At 49.8% G+C, this 14173-nt stretch carries 16 protein-coding genes; 10 read left to right on the forward strand and 6 right to left on the reverse strand.

Annotated elements, in window-relative coordinates; all coding sequences use genetic code 11:
- Positions 1–150 precede the first annotated feature (150 nt).
- From CYJ98_RS05605 to trxA, 9 genes are all read left to right on the forward strand, one after another.
- Positions 151–456: an HLGFF motif protein gene (locus CYJ98_RS05605; protein ID WP_070644951.1), complete on the forward strand. Its 306-nt coding sequence runs from the start codon at positions 151–153 to the stop codon at positions 454–456.
- A complete protein-coding gene (gene ccoS / locus CYJ98_RS05610; protein WP_049333240.1) occupies positions 456–644 on the forward strand; it encodes a cbb3-type cytochrome oxidase assembly protein CcoS in 189 nt (62 codons plus the stop codon). The genes CYJ98_RS05605 and ccoS overlap by 1 nt, the downstream gene beginning before the upstream one ends.
- The gene (locus CYJ98_RS05615) at positions 641–1957 is read left to right on the forward strand and encodes an MFS transporter (RefSeq protein WP_101755401.1); all 1317 of its coding nucleotides are present in this window, start codon (positions 641–643) and stop codon (positions 1955–1957) included. Before ccoS ends, CYJ98_RS05615 begins: the two co-directional genes overlap by 4 nt.
- Before the next feature lie 322 nt (positions 1958–2279).
- On the forward strand, positions 2280–3260 hold the full coding sequence (locus CYJ98_RS05620; protein ID WP_101755400.1) for a DNA polymerase III subunit delta': 981 nt from the start codon (positions 2280–2282) through the stop codon (positions 3258–3260).
- Positions 3261–3270: 10 nt separating this feature from the next.
- A complete protein-coding gene (locus CYJ98_RS05625) occupies positions 3271–3624 on the forward strand; it encodes a PilZ domain-containing protein (RefSeq protein ID WP_003682949.1) in 354 nt (117 codons plus the stop codon).
- Positions 3625–3628: 4 nt separating this feature from the next.
- Positions 3629–4414, forward strand: a complete 786-nt coding sequence (locus tag CYJ98_RS05630; RefSeq protein WP_101755399.1) for a TatD family hydrolase — start codon at positions 3629–3631, stop codon at positions 4412–4414.
- Positions 4415–4723: 309 nt separating this feature from the next.
- Positions 4724–6277, forward strand: coding sequence for a fatty acid--CoA ligase (locus CYJ98_RS05635; RefSeq protein ID WP_070625821.1), 1554 nt, complete (start codon positions 4724–4726; stop codon positions 6275–6277).
- A gap of 81 nt (positions 6278–6358) precedes the next feature.
- Positions 6359–7924 carry an ABC transporter ATP-binding protein gene (locus CYJ98_RS05640; protein ID WP_101755398.1) on the forward strand — a complete coding sequence of 522 codons (1566 nt, stop codon included), beginning with the start codon at positions 6359–6361 and terminating at the stop codon, positions 7922–7924.
- Positions 7925–8050: 126 nt separating this feature from the next.
- Positions 8051–8383, forward strand: a complete 333-nt coding sequence (gene trxA / locus CYJ98_RS05645) for a thioredoxin TrxA (protein ID WP_101755397.1) — start codon at positions 8051–8053, stop codon at positions 8381–8383.
- Positions 8384–8444: 61 nt separating this feature from the next.
- Here the strand turns inward: trxA and CYJ98_RS05650 are convergent, their stop codons facing one another.
- From CYJ98_RS05650 to CYJ98_RS05675, 6 genes are all read right to left on the reverse strand, one after another.
- The gene (locus tag CYJ98_RS05650) at positions 8445–8762 is read right to left on the reverse strand and encodes a DUF2322 family protein (RefSeq protein ID WP_004519528.1); all 318 of its coding nucleotides are present in this window, start codon (positions 8760–8762) and stop codon (positions 8445–8447) included.
- A gap of 97 nt (positions 8763–8859) precedes the next feature.
- Positions 8860–9486, reverse strand: coding sequence for a uracil phosphoribosyltransferase (gene upp, locus CYJ98_RS05655; RefSeq protein WP_003746048.1), 627 nt, complete (start codon positions 9484–9486; stop codon positions 8860–8862).
- 146 nt (positions 9487–9632) lie between these two features.
- A complete protein-coding gene (gene grxD / locus CYJ98_RS05660) occupies positions 9633–9944 on the reverse strand; it encodes a Grx4 family monothiol glutaredoxin (RefSeq protein WP_003681608.1) in 312 nt (103 codons plus the stop codon).
- 86 nt (positions 9945–10030) lie between these two features.
- Positions 10031–11281 carry a glutamate-5-semialdehyde dehydrogenase gene (locus tag CYJ98_RS05665; RefSeq protein WP_101755396.1) on the reverse strand — a complete coding sequence of 417 codons (1251 nt, stop codon included), beginning with the start codon at positions 11279–11281 and terminating at the stop codon, positions 10031–10033.
- Between the two features lie 9 nt (positions 11282–11290).
- A complete protein-coding gene (proB, locus tag CYJ98_RS05670; RefSeq protein ID WP_101755395.1) occupies positions 11291–12094 on the reverse strand; it encodes a glutamate 5-kinase in 804 nt (267 codons plus the stop codon).
- Between the two features lie 263 nt (positions 12095–12357).
- Complete coding sequence (locus tag CYJ98_RS05675; RefSeq protein WP_049323527.1) at positions 12358–13143, reverse strand: inositol monophosphatase family protein; 786 nt, start codon at positions 13141–13143, stop codon at positions 12358–12360.
- A 175-nt stretch (positions 13144–13318) separates the two neighbouring features.
- On the opposite strand from CYJ98_RS05675, the gene CYJ98_RS05680 reads away from it, so the two are divergent.
- Positions 13319–14134, forward strand: coding sequence for an RNA methyltransferase (locus CYJ98_RS05680; RefSeq protein ID WP_049323577.1), 816 nt, complete (start codon positions 13319–13321; stop codon positions 14132–14134).
- The last annotated feature ends 39 nt before the right edge of the window (positions 14135–14173 follow it).

The raw sequence follows: 14173 nt of genomic DNA on the forward strand, positions 1-14173 counted from the left end.
GGGTAGCGGTCTGAACAGATTAACAAAGTAAACGTCGTATTCTAACAAAAAATGTAATCGGCTGCTTGACTTAATATTTGATGTAAAATGGACGGAATTTTATTTTAAGGCCGTCTGAAAAAATGACGGCGGTTTTGAAGATTTCCCGATATGCATTATTTCAGTATCCACACTCAAGACGGCGAACACGCCGGATTTTTTATTATGTTGGCAGATGATGAATCGCAAAATCCACCGCAAAGCGGACGCTTTGTAATCAAGCTGCAAAACGAAGATGCAGCCGAAGCGGCGGTATTGTCGCCTTTTGAGCAAACCGATATCCCGCAATACTGGCGCGTGGTTAAAGACCGTATCGAATTGTTTTTTGACGATAAAAATATCGGTGCATTGCGCAACGAATACCTGACCATCAGCGGTAAAACCTTTATCCTGACCGATTTGACCGGAGCGATGTAATGGAAAGTATGTTTATCCTTGTCCCCATCAGCATTATTTTGGCCTTTATCATCGGCTGGTTTTTCTGGTGGTCGGGTAAAAACGGACAGTTTGACGACCTTGAAGGACCTGCGCACCGCATTTTGATGGACGATGACTCCACTGAAAAACTGATCGAAAAAGACGAAGACAAAGAATCCAAACGATGAGCCTTAAAAAAGACAATCTGAATTTCCACACGACCCGCCGTTTTGCGCCGCTCTTTGGGACGCAGTTTTTGGGCGCGTTGAACGATAATATGTTCAAAACCGCATTATTCGTGATGATCAGTTTTTACGGTTTGGGTAAAAACGACTTTCTGCCACCCAGCCAAATGCTGAACTTGGGTGCGATGCTGTTTATCCTGCCCTACTTCCTGTTTTCCGCGCTGTCAGGACAACTGAGCAACAAATTCGATAAAGCAGTTTTGGCGCGCTGGATCAAGCTGTTGGAAATCATCATCATGGCAGTGGCGGCGTATGGCTTCTACATCCAATCCGCACCTTTGCTTTTAATCTGCCTGTTTTGCATGGGTACGCAATCGACCTTGTTCGGCCCCCTGAAATATGCCATTTTGCCCGATTACCTCAACGACAAAGAGCTGATTATGGGCAACAGCCTGATTGAATCAGGTACGTTTATCGCCATTTTGCTCGGCCAGATTTTGGGCACGGCAGTCGCAGGCGTTCCGCCGTATATTGTCGGCGGTTTGGTGTTATTGGTCGCTATCGGCGGCACGATGACCAGCCTGTTTATGCCGTCTGTACCCGCTAAAATGCCGGACACAAAAATCGAATGGAACATCATCAAAGGCACGAATTCACTGATTCGTGAAGCGGCAGCCAATCGTCCCGTATTCACGTCCATCATCGGTATTTCATGGTTTTGGTTTATCGGCTCGGTTTATACCACCCAACTACCGACGTTCACGCAAATCCATTTGGGCGGCAACGATAATGTGTTCAACCTGATGTTGGCGCTGTTCTCCATCGGTATCGCCATCGGCTCGGTATTATGCGCCAAACTCAGCCATGAACGCCTGATTTTGGGCTTGGTTACCATCGGCACTCTGGGGCTGACCGTCTGTGGATTATTGCTGGTGTGGCTGACCCAAGGCCAACGCTTTACCGAATTAAACGGCATTATTTGGTTCTTATCGCAAGCCAAGGCGTATCCGATTATGCTCGTGATGTCGGCCATCGGCTTTTTCGGAGGCTTTTTCTCCGTACCGCTCTACACTTGGCTGCAAACTGCCAGCAGCGAAACCTTCCGCGCCCACGCGGTCGCCGCCAACAACATCATCAATGGTGTGTTTATGGTGTCGGCCGCTATTTTGAGCGCGGTTTTGCTGATGTTGTTCGACAGCATCACGCTGCTATATTTGATTGTTGCCGTGGGTAATCTTCCGTTGATTGTTTACCTCATCAAACGGGAACCGAAATTTATCGGGGATTTAACCGCTTTGTTGAAAATCAGCAAATAAGGCCGTCTGAAATATATCCCCACCATGCACATTTTCACTGTTCAATCGCGTGGACAGCTTGTGCATAAATCAGATTACTGTCTGATTTAAAATTAAAAAACACATCTGCCTAAATTTTAAGCACAACTTTACCGCCAAACAAAATGCACATTATCCCCAAACAAGCGTGTGCAAAGGCTGTGCATAAATCATCTTAATCATTGATATTTCAAAGAAAAACGATATTTGATTAATTTTTAGGCAGTTTATTAAAGGCCGTCTGAAACCTTTTTCAGACAGCCTGAGAGTATAATAACTACCTACCTAATAGTTCCCAAACAATATGATTTATCCATGGCATGAAACACAATGGCAACAGCTCGCCGCCCATTGGCAAAACCGTCCCAACGCCTGGCTGTTTACCGGCAAAGAAAATACCGGCAAAACCAAGTTTGCCCGCTTTGTCGCGCAGGCATTGCTGTGCGAATCGCCCAAGTCCGGCCATGAACCCTGCGGCGAGTGCGCTTCGTGTCATTTGTTCAGCCAAAACACGCATCCCGACTTTTACGAACTCACGCCGGAAATGCCCGAAGGCGAGGCAACGGGGCGCAAACTCCTACAAATCAAAATCGATGCCGTGCGCGATATTGTGGAAAACATTTACCTGACTGCTGTCCGAGGCGGCCTGCGCGTGGTATTGGTACATCCAGCGGAAAGCATGAATACACAGGCGGCAAACGGTTTGTTGAAAGCTCTGGAAGAGCCGCCGCAACACGTCGTTTTCCTGCTCGTTACCCATGCGCGCGACAAACTTCTTCCCACCATCAAAAGCCGTTGCCGCCAGTTGGTGCTGCCCTCGCCTACCCATGAGCAGGCTGCGACATACCTGCGCCAACAGGGCGTAGAAAATGCAGAAGCCTTGTTGGCATTCCACAGCGGCGCGCCTTTATTCACGCCGACTCCCGAATTGGACGCATTGCGCGAAGAGTTGCTGACGCTGCTGGCCGCCCCGCGCCTGTTAGCCATACTCGACTACGCCGCCGCGTTCGACAAACAAAAACAACCGCTGGCCGTTTTCATCGACTGGCTGCAAAAGTGGCTGATGGATGTCGGCTTGGCACAACAAAATATGGCGCCGCTTTATTATCCGCACCATGCCCAAGCCCTGCTTCAGACGGCCTCTAAAACCGATTCACGCAAGCTGTTTGCCCTATTGGGCCGTCTGAACGCGCTCAACCCTTACGGATACCATACCTTGAGTGTTAAAATGCAGCTTGAGTATCTGCTTATCGAATATTTAGATTTTTGGCAAAACAAACCCTAACAGGTAATCAATGATGAATAAAAAAGACATTCCGGCGAAGATGTTGGCTTTGCAACTCAAAGACCCCAATCTGTTGTACAACTGCTATATGCCGTTTTTAGAACACGGCGGCCTGTTCGTACCGACCGATGACGTATTCTCCCTAGGCGAAGACATCCTCTTGGCCGTAGAAATCGCCGACTATCCCAAACGTTTCCTGCCAACCAAAGTCGTTTGGATCAATCCGGCGCGCACTTCGGCTCACCGCCCTAAAGGCGTAGGTCTTGCATTCTCCGAACACGAAAGCTGCCTGCAGGCAAAAAACCTGATCGAAGCCGAGCTTGGCCCGCGCCTGCGCAGCGACCGCACTACTTTTACCCTGTAATACCATGTATTTAATCGACTCACATTGCCATCTCAACTTTGACGGCTTAAAAGACCGCCTACCCGAAGTCTTTGCCAATATGGAAGCGCAAAGCGTCAAACAGGCGCTTGCCATCAGCGTCAGCAAACAAAGTTTTGCCGAAGTCTTCGACATTGCTCAGGCAAATGACCATATCTACTGCACCATCGGCATACATCCCGACAGCCAAGAAGCGGAAGAATTTACCATTGCCGAAATGGTAGAAGCGGCCAAACATCCGAAAATCGTCGGTATTGGCGAAACCGGTTTGGACTATTACTGGTGCAAAGGCGATTTGTCATGGCAACATCAACGCTTTGCCGACCATATCCAAGCCGCCAACGAAAGCGGCCTGCCCGTTATCGTCCACACGCGAGATGCGGCCGAAGACACGTTGCGGATTTTGAAAGAATGCCACACTAATTCCGGCGTGATTCATTGCTTCTCTGAAGACATCGCTTTTGCCAAAGCCGCTTTGGATTTAGGGTTATACATCTCCTTCTCCGGCATTGTGACGTTTAAAAACGCACCGCTGATACAGGAAGCCGCCAAATTCGTCCCTGCCGATAGAATCTTAGTAGAAACCGATGCGCCCTTCCTCGCGCCGGTTCCCAAACGCGGCAAACAAAACGAGCCTTCCTACGTCCGCTATACGGCTGAGTTCTTAGCCAATCTGCGCGGCGAGAGCTTGGAAACATTGGCACAAAACACCAGCGACAATTTCTATCGCCTGTTTAAGAAAGTACCCGATGGCCGTCTGAACAATGGCTAGGTCTCAAAGTCTCTAAACATTGGCTCTATCAGGATTCTGCCTCAAACTCAACGGTAAACTCGAAATGGCTTGAGACAAAAACGCAATCGGCTTGCGCTATCTTCCGAACGGCAGACTTTGAAGAATGGGAATATTCCCATCAACACAATAAATAAGTTTAAATTCAAAATATTGCTTTCCTAAGCCCAGCAAAGCTCAAGGCCGTCTGAAAGTATTTTCAGACGGCCTCTTGCTTATTTTACCGATAGGATGTAAAACCTACCCTTCGAAATAAACGGTTCATCGAAACCGTACATCAATCGACACAATATGGACACAAACTCCGAAATGCACACCCACCCTAATTTTTACGCTATGCTGACTGCAGCCTGCCAAAAAAACGGTAAAGGCACGGTCATTTTCAACGACAAAGAAAAAATCAGCTATTCCTCCCTCAAACGCGAAGTAGAAACCGTCGCCGCCTATCTGCAACACCAAGGCGTACAATATGGCGACAGGGTCGCCCTTGTCGTTTCCAACTCTCCCGAATTTATTGCCGCCTATTTCGCCATTACTTCCATCGGCGCGGTAGCCGTCCCACTCAACGTCTTTTTGAAAAGCGAAGAATTTTCCTACATCCTCAATGACTGCGGCGCACGCTTTATGTTCGCATCCGCGCCGTTGGCCAAAGAACTTAAAAACATCAAAGCCAAAACCAAAGTCAATAAAATTATCTGGATTGGTGAAACCAACGCCGCCAGTGGCGATGACAGCTATTTCGATGCCGCGCGTACATTCCCCGGCAAGCCGAATCTGAGCCGTCAGCCGTCCGTCAACGATTTGGCGCACATTATCTACACTTCCGGCACAACCGGCCATCCCAAAGGCGCATTAATCAGTTACAGCAATCTGTTTTCCAACCTTTCGGGTATCGAACAAATTTTCCAAATCTCGCAAAAAGACCGCTTCGTCGTCTTCTTGCCCATGTTCCACAGCTTTACGCTGACCGCCATGGTTTTGCTGCCGATATCTCAAGCCTGCTCGATTATTTTGGTCAAATCCGTCTTCCCGTTCTCCAACGTGTTGAAACAGGTTTTGCTCAAACGCGCTACCATTTTCCTCGGCGTACCGGCTATTTACACTGCCATGAGCAAAGCCAAAATCCCTTGGTATTTCAGATGGTTCAACCGCGTCCGTCTGTTTATCAGCGGCGGCGCGCCTTTGGCCGGACAAACCATTGACGACTTTAAAGCCAAATTCCCGCGCGCCAAATTACTGGAAGGCTACGGCTTGAGCGAATGCTCGCCCGTTGTGGCCGTCAATACGCCTGAGCGCCAAAAAACCGCCAGTGTCGGCGTCGCCCTGCCCGGCTTGACCGTGAAAGCCGTCGATGACGAATTAATCGAAGTGCCACGCGGCGAAGTGGGCGAACTCATCATCAAAGGCGGCTCAGTCATGCAGGGCTACCTCAATATGCCTGACGCCACAGATGAAACCATCGTCAACGGTTGGCTGAAAACCGGCGACTTCGTTACCATAGACGAAGACGGCTTCATCTTCATCGTCGACCGCAAAAAAGACCTGATTATCTCCAAAGGCCAAAACGTCTATCCGCGCGAAATCGAAGAAGCCATCTACAAACTCGAAGCCGTGGAAGCCGCCGCCGTAATCGGCGTGAAAGACCAATACGCCGATGAAGAAATCATTGCCTTTATCCAACTCAAAGAAGGCATGAAACTGGAAGAAGCCGAAGTCCGCAGCCACCTGCGCGGCCTGTTGGCAAACTTTAAAATCCCCAAACAAATCATCTTCCAAGACGAGCTGCCGCGCAATGCGACCGGCAAAGTGTTAAAACGCAAACTCAAAGAACAGTTTCAAGACTAAACCGCTGTTTCAGACGGCCCCTTGATTCATGCAGGCCGTCTGAAAACCTGTCATCAACAAACTTTTCAGACGGCCACGACCATGACGACACCTATACTCGAAATCGAAAACCTAAACGGCTCCTTTCCGAGCAAGCAAGTCCTGCACGACATCAACCTGACTTTGCAACCCGGCCGCAAGCTGGCATTGGTCGGCGAGAGTGGCAGCGGCAAAACCGTATTGTCGCAAGGCATTATGCGCCTGAATCCGATGGTTAGCTTTGAAGGCAGTCTGAAATATTGCGGAACCGATCTGCTGACCCAGCCCGAACGCGCCCTGCAAAAACTGCGTGGCCGCGAAATCGGCATGGTGTTTCAAGAACCCATGACCGCCCTCAACCCTGTCATGCGCGTCGGCGAACAAATCGCCGAAGTCCTGTCCCTGCATTTGGGTTTGGACAAAAAACAGGCATGGGCGCGCGCTATCGAACTCCTGGACGAAACCGGCATCCACCAGCCCGAGCAAAAAGCCCAGGCATACCCTTTCCAACTTTCCGGCGGCCAACGCCAACGCGCCATGATTGCCATGGCTGTATCAGCCCAGCCCAAGCTCCTGATTGCCGACGAACCGACCACCGCTTTGGACGTTGCTGTCCAAGCCCAAATTCTCGACCTGCTTTCACGCCTGCAGGAAGAACACGGCATGACCATGCTCTACATTACGCACGACTTGAACCTTGTGCGCCGTTTTGCCGATGATGTCGCCGTTATGCGTGATGGCCGCATCCTCGAAACCGGCAAAGCAAACGAAGTCTTCGCCAATCCGCAGCACGAATACACCAAAATGTTGCTCAACGCCGGCACAACGCGCCGAGTGGCTCCATTGCCTGAAAACCCTGCCACCGTCCTTAAGGCCGAACAAATCGCCTTTTCCGTCAAAGAATCAGACGGCTGGTTTAAAAAACGCGACAAAATCATTCTCAACCCCGTTTCTTTCGATCTCAAATCGGGGGAAACATTGGGCATTATCGGCGAAAGTGGCTGCGGCAAAACCACGCTGGCGAAAGCCGTTATGCACCTTATCGATTCCGAAGGCAGCCTGAACATCAACGGCGAGCCATGGCGACACGAATTGCGCCGCGAAATCCAAATGGTGTTCCAAGACCCGTTCGGCGCATTCAATCCGCGCATGAACGTCTTTGATACCGTTTCCGAAGCCTTGCGCGTTCACGAGCCTAGTATGCCGCGTGAAGAAATGCGCCGCCGCGTTCAAGAAGTCCTTAAACAAGTCGGCCTGCCCGAAGACGCCCTCGAACGCTATCCGCACGCATTCTCCGGCGGCCAGCGCCAACGCCTCGCCATCGCCCGTGCCATCATTGTCCGCCCGAAAATCCTCGTATTAGACGAACCAACCAGCGCACTCGATGTCCAATGGCAACAACAAATCCTTGAATTGCTCAGCGGCCTGCAAAAAGAATACGGCCTCGCCTTCATCATCATCAGCCACGACCTCGCCGTCATCCGCGCCATTTCCCACCGCGTGATGGTGTTGAAAGACGGTAAAATCGTTGAAGAAGGCGAATGCGAAAATGTGTTTGCCAATCCAAGCAGCGACTACACGCGCCATTTGATTGCACACTCCGGCCACATGGTTCAAGAGGCCGTCTGAATCTTTAAAGATTACGATAGGCGCATTTCAAAAAAACTATTACCGAGCGGCGGCACTTGAAATTTTCCCTGTCTGCCACTATTCTGAACAACATATTTATTAATCCCGATTCAAAAGGAAACAAACATGAGCAGCGAATTGATTATCCACGCCAGCGATGCCAGCTTCGAACAAGACGTTTTGAAATCCGACGTACCTGTATTGCTGGACTTCTGGGCACCATGGTGCGGCCCTTGCAGAATGATCGCCCCAATCTTGGACGACATTGCCTCCGAATTCCAAGGCCGTCTGAAAGTCGTTAAAATCAATATCGACGAAAATGAAGTCACTCCTGCCAAATTCGGCGTTCGCGGCATCCCTACCCTGATGGTGTTCAAAAACGGCGAAAACGTTGCCACTAAAGTCGGTGCCTTGGCTAAAGGCCAACTGACTGCATTCGTTGAAGCCTCTATCGCTTAAGGCTTTAAGCATATAAAAAGGCCGTCTGAAAACAATTTTCAGACGGCCTTTTTTGTATTCATTAAGCAGCCAATGGTTTCAAAATCAGGCTGGCATTTTCAGCCTTCACTTTAAACAGTAAATCAATATTCGGATGTTTGCCTGGATTGGCTTCGGCATCGGCAACATGTTCTGCAAACCATGCCAAGCCGCGTTCTGCCGCTGCTGCGTCCAGCTTGCCGTCAAACTCTTGCGCCAAAGCATGGTAAAGCTTGAGCGAGCCTTGTTTGCCGGGGGCATTGGGAATGTGATGAACCACATTGCCCTCTTTATCGAGAATATCCAAGCCGCTCAAATGATCGATGGCAGGCATGGCGGCCAGATTGTCTTGGAAGCTCATGATTGTCCTTTCTGATGTGGGTTTTAAAGCAAACCATATAACAAGGCCGTCTGAAAGTTGATGTTTGACACTTTTCAGACGGCCTTAAACATTTCAATTAACGTGTACCGAAAATCTTATCGCCGGCATCGCCCAAGCCGGGGATGATGTAGCCGTGTTCGTTCAAGTGGCTGTCGAGCGCGGCAGTGTAGATGGTTACATCAGGATGCGCCTCGTTGACGGCTTTCACGCCTTCCGGTGCGGCAACCAATACCAATGCTTTGATGTTACGGCAACCTTTGGCTTTCAAAAGGTCGATGGTGGCAACCATAGAGCCGCCGGTCGCCAACATTGGGTCGATAATCAGCGCGGGACGTTCGTCCATGCTGTCGACAAATTTTTCAAAATAAGAAACCGGTTTTAGCGTTTCTTCATCGCGCTGCAAGCCGACAACGCTGATTTTGGCAGTCGGAATCAGGTCGAGTACGCCGTCTAGCATACCCAAACCGGCACGCAAAATCGGGACGACGGTCAGCGTTTTGCCTTTGATGCGGTCGCCTTCAATAGAGCCGCACCAGCCGTCAATAATGTATTTTTCAATTTCAAAATCACGGCTGGCCTCATATGCCATCAGACGTGCCAACTCGGTGGTAAGCGTGCGGAATTTGTAAGTGCTGCAATCCGCTTCACGCATCAGCGTGAGTTTGTGGCGGACTAAAGGGTGGTTGATAACGGTAACGTTCATGTTGATTTTCCGAATTGCGTTGATGGAGAGGGATTATACTTTTTTTCGCATGGCGCGCAAAGTGCGTATTCACGCGAAAGGCCGTCTGAATCAGGGTTTCAGACGGCCTTTGTCAACAATTTTACATTACGGAATATTGTGGATAATTAAGCTTTCAGCAATTCTTGCAGTTCGCCGGCTTCGTACATTTCCATCAAAATGTCAGAACCGCCGACAAATTCGCCATTAACGTACAGTTGAGGAATGGTCGGCCAATCGCTGTATTCTTTAATGCCTTGGCGTACGGCATCGTTTTCCAATACGTTGACAGTCACATAGTCGGTGCAACCTGCCGCATTCAGGATTTGTACGGCACGGGAAGAGAAGCCGCATTGCGGGAATTGCTTCGTGCCTTTCATGAACAATACGACGCGGTGGGTGGTTACGACTTCTTTGATTTGATCGTGGATAGAGGACATGTGTATTCCTTTTACTAAATCGGTTGTTCGGGGAAAATCAAATTTCCCGCCATTATACGCAAATTGATGGAATTGGGGGGCGTTTCTCAACGTCGGATCTGACCGTTGCCGTTGATGTAGAACTTGGTCGAAGTCAGCGCTTCCAAACCCATCGGGCCGCGGGCGTGCATTTTTTGGGTGGAAATCCCGATTTCCGCGCCCAATCCGAACACAAAGCCGTCGGTAAACCGAGTGGATGCATTGACATAAACCGCCGCCGCATCAATGCTTTCTTGGAAAAACTCGGCATGGGCAATACTTTGGGTCACAATCGCTTCCGAGTGATGCGTCGTATGGCCGTTAATCCAATCGACGGCTTCTTCCACTGTTTTCACTATTTTGACTGACATAATATAGTCAAGAAACTCGGTACTGTAATCTTCCTCGGTTGCCAAAACAGCATTTTTAAACATACGCAGTGCTTCCTGATCGGCTCTAAATTCGACCGGATGCACTTTGGCAACGGCTTCTTCCAGTTTGGGCAAAAACGCCTCCGCTATCTTTTCATGAACAACCAAAGATTCAGCGGCATTACACACGCTTGGGCGCTGCGTTTTGGCATTCACGACGATATCGACCGCCATCTCCAAATCGGCACTGTCATCTACATAAATATGGCAATTACCGACTCCGGTTTCAATGACGGGAACTTTCGATTTCTCTTTCACCGTCTGAATCAAGCGCGCGCCGCCTCGCGGAATCAGCACATCAATATAATCGACTGCCTGCATCAATTCCTCGGCAGCAGCATGACTGGTATCTTCGACCAGCTGCACCACATCGGCATCCATTCCCGCTTTTACCAAAGTCTGCCTGATGACGGCAATCAATGCGGTATTTGAATAGATCGCGTCGCGACCTCCACGCAAAATAATAGCATTGCCGGTTTTAAAGGCCAGAGAGAACGCATCGACCGAAACATTCGGGCGGCTTTCAAAAATCATGGCAACCACGCCCAAAGGCACGCGTTTTTGAACAATCTTCAAGCCGTCCAGATTGGTATAACCGCGGACAACCTGCCCAATCGGGTCCTGCAAATCGGCAACCTGCTCAACACCTTCCGCAATGCCTTTGATGCGTTCATGATTCAAGCGCAGCCTGTCGAGCATAATGTCCGAAATGCCGTTTTCTTTTGCAGCGACCAAATCGCGGGCATTTTCCGCCAAAATCATCTCAGCCTGTTCAACCAAATCCTTTGCAACCTGACGCAGCAGATTGTTTTTTTCCACGCTTCCCAAGCTGATTAACGTTTTACTGGCTTTTTGGGCATTCTTGCCCATCTGTTCGATATAGCTCATCAAACCTCCCTATTTCTCTTGTGCAAACCACGTTCCGATAGGCGCGCCATCTAAAACCTGAAGGATATCGCGCGGATTGGCGCTGTTCATCAACACCATCTGGCTGTGATGTTCAAACATCATCTGCGCGCTCTTAATCTTACTGAGCATGCCGCCCGTACCAAATTTACTGCCCGATCCGCCGGCAGAAGCAATAATTTCCTCGGTAATATCGGCAACATGGCTGCGCAGCTTGGCATCGGCGTGAACAGCCGGATTTTTATCAAACAAACCGTCGATATCGGACAACATAATCAACAAATCGGCTTTAACGATTTTCGCCACGACTGCCGACAAACGGTCGTTATCGCCAAATTTGGTGGCATGGTCCATCTCGTCCACGCTGACCGCATCATTCTCATTGACAATAGGGATGACGCCGATGGAAAGCAGGGATTCAAAAGCATTGGTAACGTTTGCCAAACTTTCCGGATATTCGACCACATCGCGCGTCAGCAGGATTTGCGATACCGTCATCCGATAATGGGAAAAAATCTGCGAGTAAAGGCTCATCATGGCCACTTGGCCGACGCTGGAAACAGCCTGCTGCTGCGCCATTTCCACCGGACGTTTTTCCATGTTAAGGACATTCAGCCCAAAGCCCATCGCGCCGGAAGACACCAGCACAATTTCCTTGCCCTTTCCGACCAAGCTGGAAATGACAAAGGCCAGTTGGTCGATTTTTGCCAAATTGATTTTACCGTTTGGCAACACCAAAGAACTGGTTCCAATCTTAATGACAATGCGTTTTACTGCTTCAAAATCTCGTTTCATTATTCTCCTCTGCTTTCTATTTTTATGATTGCAAGCGGCATTATTTCAGCCAAACGTATCTACATCATAACTGCGAAGCAATAGAAAATACAGACAAAATTAAAAGTGCCTCCTTCAAAAGCCATATTTTCAGCTCTTATCCGAATCCATTAACAACAAAACAAAAGGCCGTCTGAAACCCTATTTCAGGTTTCAGACGGCCTTTTACCAATTATTGAAACTCTAGTCTGCAAAGATAAATACAGACTGTTCCCTACAAACGCTTATTGATGGTCGGAAATAATTTTCAACATTTGCGCCAATACTTTAGGATTGGCCGCAACGATGTCGCCGCTTTCCAACCAGCCTTCATTGCCGGACATATCGGTAACGATACCGCCTGCTTCTTGGACAATCAATGCACCGGCGGCAATATCCCAAGGTTTGAGGTTGAACTCGAAGAAACCGTCCAAACGGCCTGCCGCAACGGCACACAAATCCAAAGAAGCCGCGCCTTCACGACGGCCGCCGGCGGTTTTGGCCAAGAAATCTTTCAAAATCGCCAGATACTTGTCCATCATGCTTTGATCGACAACAGGGAAGCCGGTGCCGATCAGGCAGCGGTTCAATTCGATGCGGTTGGAGACACGGATGCGGCGGTCGTTGAGCAACGCGCCTTTGCCGCGGGAAGCCATGTATACGTCGTTGCGCTCAGGTGCGTACACCAAAGCTTCTTGCAACACGCCTTTGTTCAGGAGTGCCATAGAGATGGCGTATTGAGGATGGCCGTGGAGGAAGTTGGTTGTGCCGTCGAGCGGGTCGATAATCCATTCGTACTCGGCGGTGGCTTTACCGTGGGAGCCGCCTTCTTCGCAAGTGATTTTGTGATGCGGATAGGCTTCTTTGAGCGCTTCCACCAAAATCATTTCGGAGCTGCGGTCAACATCGGAAACGAAGTCGTTGAATGCTTTGCTGTCTACTTTGACGGCATCCAGATTGCCGGCGGCGCGAATCATCATTTGCCCTGCTTTACGGGCGGCTTTGAAAGCGGTATTTAAAAACGGATTCATGGTTTTCTTCCTAATTCAGGTAAAATACGCCCTAATGCGCCGAACAAGGCACACAAGAGGCTGTTAATCGTTTCCGATGCTGTTAAAGAACATTTCAGACGGCATGGAAAAAGGCCGTCTGAAAACAAAAAGATGGCGCATTATACCTGATTCCCGTACAAACAGAAAACAAAACATGACTTCCGAAAAACCCGCCCTGCCCGCTTATCTGGACAACATCCGCATCATCCTCACGCGCACCAGCCATCCTTCCAATATCGGCTCCGCCGCGCGCGCCATGAAAACAATGGGCCTGAACAAACTGACCATCGTCACCCCCAATCTGATGGCAACACCGATGACGGAAAATCCGCCCGTGTTCGACCCGGATCATCCGCAATCGTTTAAATTACCGGAAGAAAGTTTCATCCTCGCTTCCGGCGCGGCAGACGTTTTGGAAAATGCCACCATTGCCGCCTCTTTGGACGAAGCCCTTGCCGACACCACTATCGCCTGCGCCCTGACCAGCCGCCGCCGCGAAATCACTGCGCCGCTGCAAACCCCGCGCGAGTTAGTACCCGAATTACTGCAGGCCGCCAACCGTGGCGAGAAAGTGGCGCTGGTCTTCGGCAACGAGACTTTCGGCTTGAACATCGAAGAAGTCCAAGCCTGCAACCGACTGATGACCATCAACGGCAATCCCGACTATTTCTCGCTCAACCTCGCCCAAGCAGTGCAGGTCGTGTGCTACGAAATCTTCAGTCAAACCGATTCGCCCATGACTCACCTGCAACAGGAAGACCATGCCGCAACCCACGAGCAAATCAAAGGCATGGTCGCCCACATGGAAAGCGTGATGACCGACATCGGCTTTTTCAACCGCCGCAACGGCGAGCGCCTGATGCGCCGCATGCAGAGCCTGTTCGGCCGCGCCAACACGCAAACCGAAGACATCGACATCCTGCGCGGTTTTTTCAATACTGTCAGCCACCGTATCCATAAAAAAGACTGATTAAGGCCGTCTGAAAACATTATAAGCTTTTCAGACGGC

It is taken from the genome of Neisseria perflava, assembly GCF_002863305.2.
In the GTDB taxonomy this organism is placed as follows: Bacteria; Pseudomonadota; Gammaproteobacteria; order Burkholderiales; family Neisseriaceae; genus Neisseria; species Neisseria perflava_A.

Bases quoted from the DNA above. Each gene is read 5' to 3' on its own strand.
- upp (WP_003746048.1), bottom strand. From the start codon at position 9,486: ATGAACGTTACCGTTATCAACCACCCTTTAGTCCGCCACAAACTCACG.
- CYJ98_RS05605 (WP_070644951.1), top strand. From the start codon at position 151: ATGCATTATTTCAGTATCCACACTCAAGACGGCGAACACGCCGGATTT.
- CYJ98_RS05640 (WP_101755398.1), top strand. From the start codon at position 6,359: ATGACGACACCTATACTCGAAATCGAAAACCTAAACGGCTCCTTTCCG.
- CYJ98_RS05650 (WP_004519528.1), bottom strand. From the start codon at position 8,762: ATGAGCTTCCAAGACAATCTGGCCGCCATGCCTGCCATCGATCATTTG.
- CYJ98_RS05675 (WP_049323527.1), bottom strand. From the start codon at position 13,143: ATGAATCCGTTTTTAAATACCGCTTTCAAAGCCGCCCGTAAAGCAGGG.
- trxA (WP_101755397.1), top strand. From the start codon at position 8,051: ATGAGCAGCGAATTGATTATCCACGCCAGCGATGCCAGCTTCGAACAA.
- grxD (WP_003681608.1), bottom strand. From the start codon at position 9,944: ATGTCCTCTATCCACGATCAAATCAAAGAAGTCGTAACCACCCACCGC.
- CYJ98_RS05615 (WP_101755401.1), top strand. From the start codon at position 641: ATGAGCCTTAAAAAAGACAATCTGAATTTCCACACGACCCGCCGTTTT.
- CYJ98_RS05620 (WP_101755400.1), top strand. From the start codon at position 2,280: ATGATTTATCCATGGCATGAAACACAATGGCAACAGCTCGCCGCCCAT.
- CYJ98_RS05635 (WP_070625821.1), top strand. From the start codon at position 4,724: ATGGACACAAACTCCGAAATGCACACCCACCCTAATTTTTACGCTATG.
- CYJ98_RS05630 (WP_101755399.1), top strand. From the start codon at position 3,629: ATGTATTTAATCGACTCACATTGCCATCTCAACTTTGACGGCTTAAAA.
- proB (WP_101755395.1), bottom strand. From the start codon at position 12,094: ATGAAACGAGATTTTGAAGCAGTAAAACGCATTGTCATTAAGATTGGA.
- CYJ98_RS05625 (WP_003682949.1), top strand. From the start codon at position 3,271: ATGATGAATAAAAAAGACATTCCGGCGAAGATGTTGGCTTTGCAACTC.
- ccoS (WP_049333240.1), top strand. From the start codon at position 456: ATGGAAAGTATGTTTATCCTTGTCCCCATCAGCATTATTTTGGCCTTT.
- CYJ98_RS05665 (WP_101755396.1), bottom strand. From the start codon at position 11,281: ATGAGCTATATCGAACAGATGGGCAAGAATGCCCAAAAAGCCAGTAAA.
- CYJ98_RS05680 (WP_049323577.1), top strand. From the start codon at position 13,319: ATGACTTCCGAAAAACCCGCCCTGCCCGCTTATCTGGACAACATCCGC.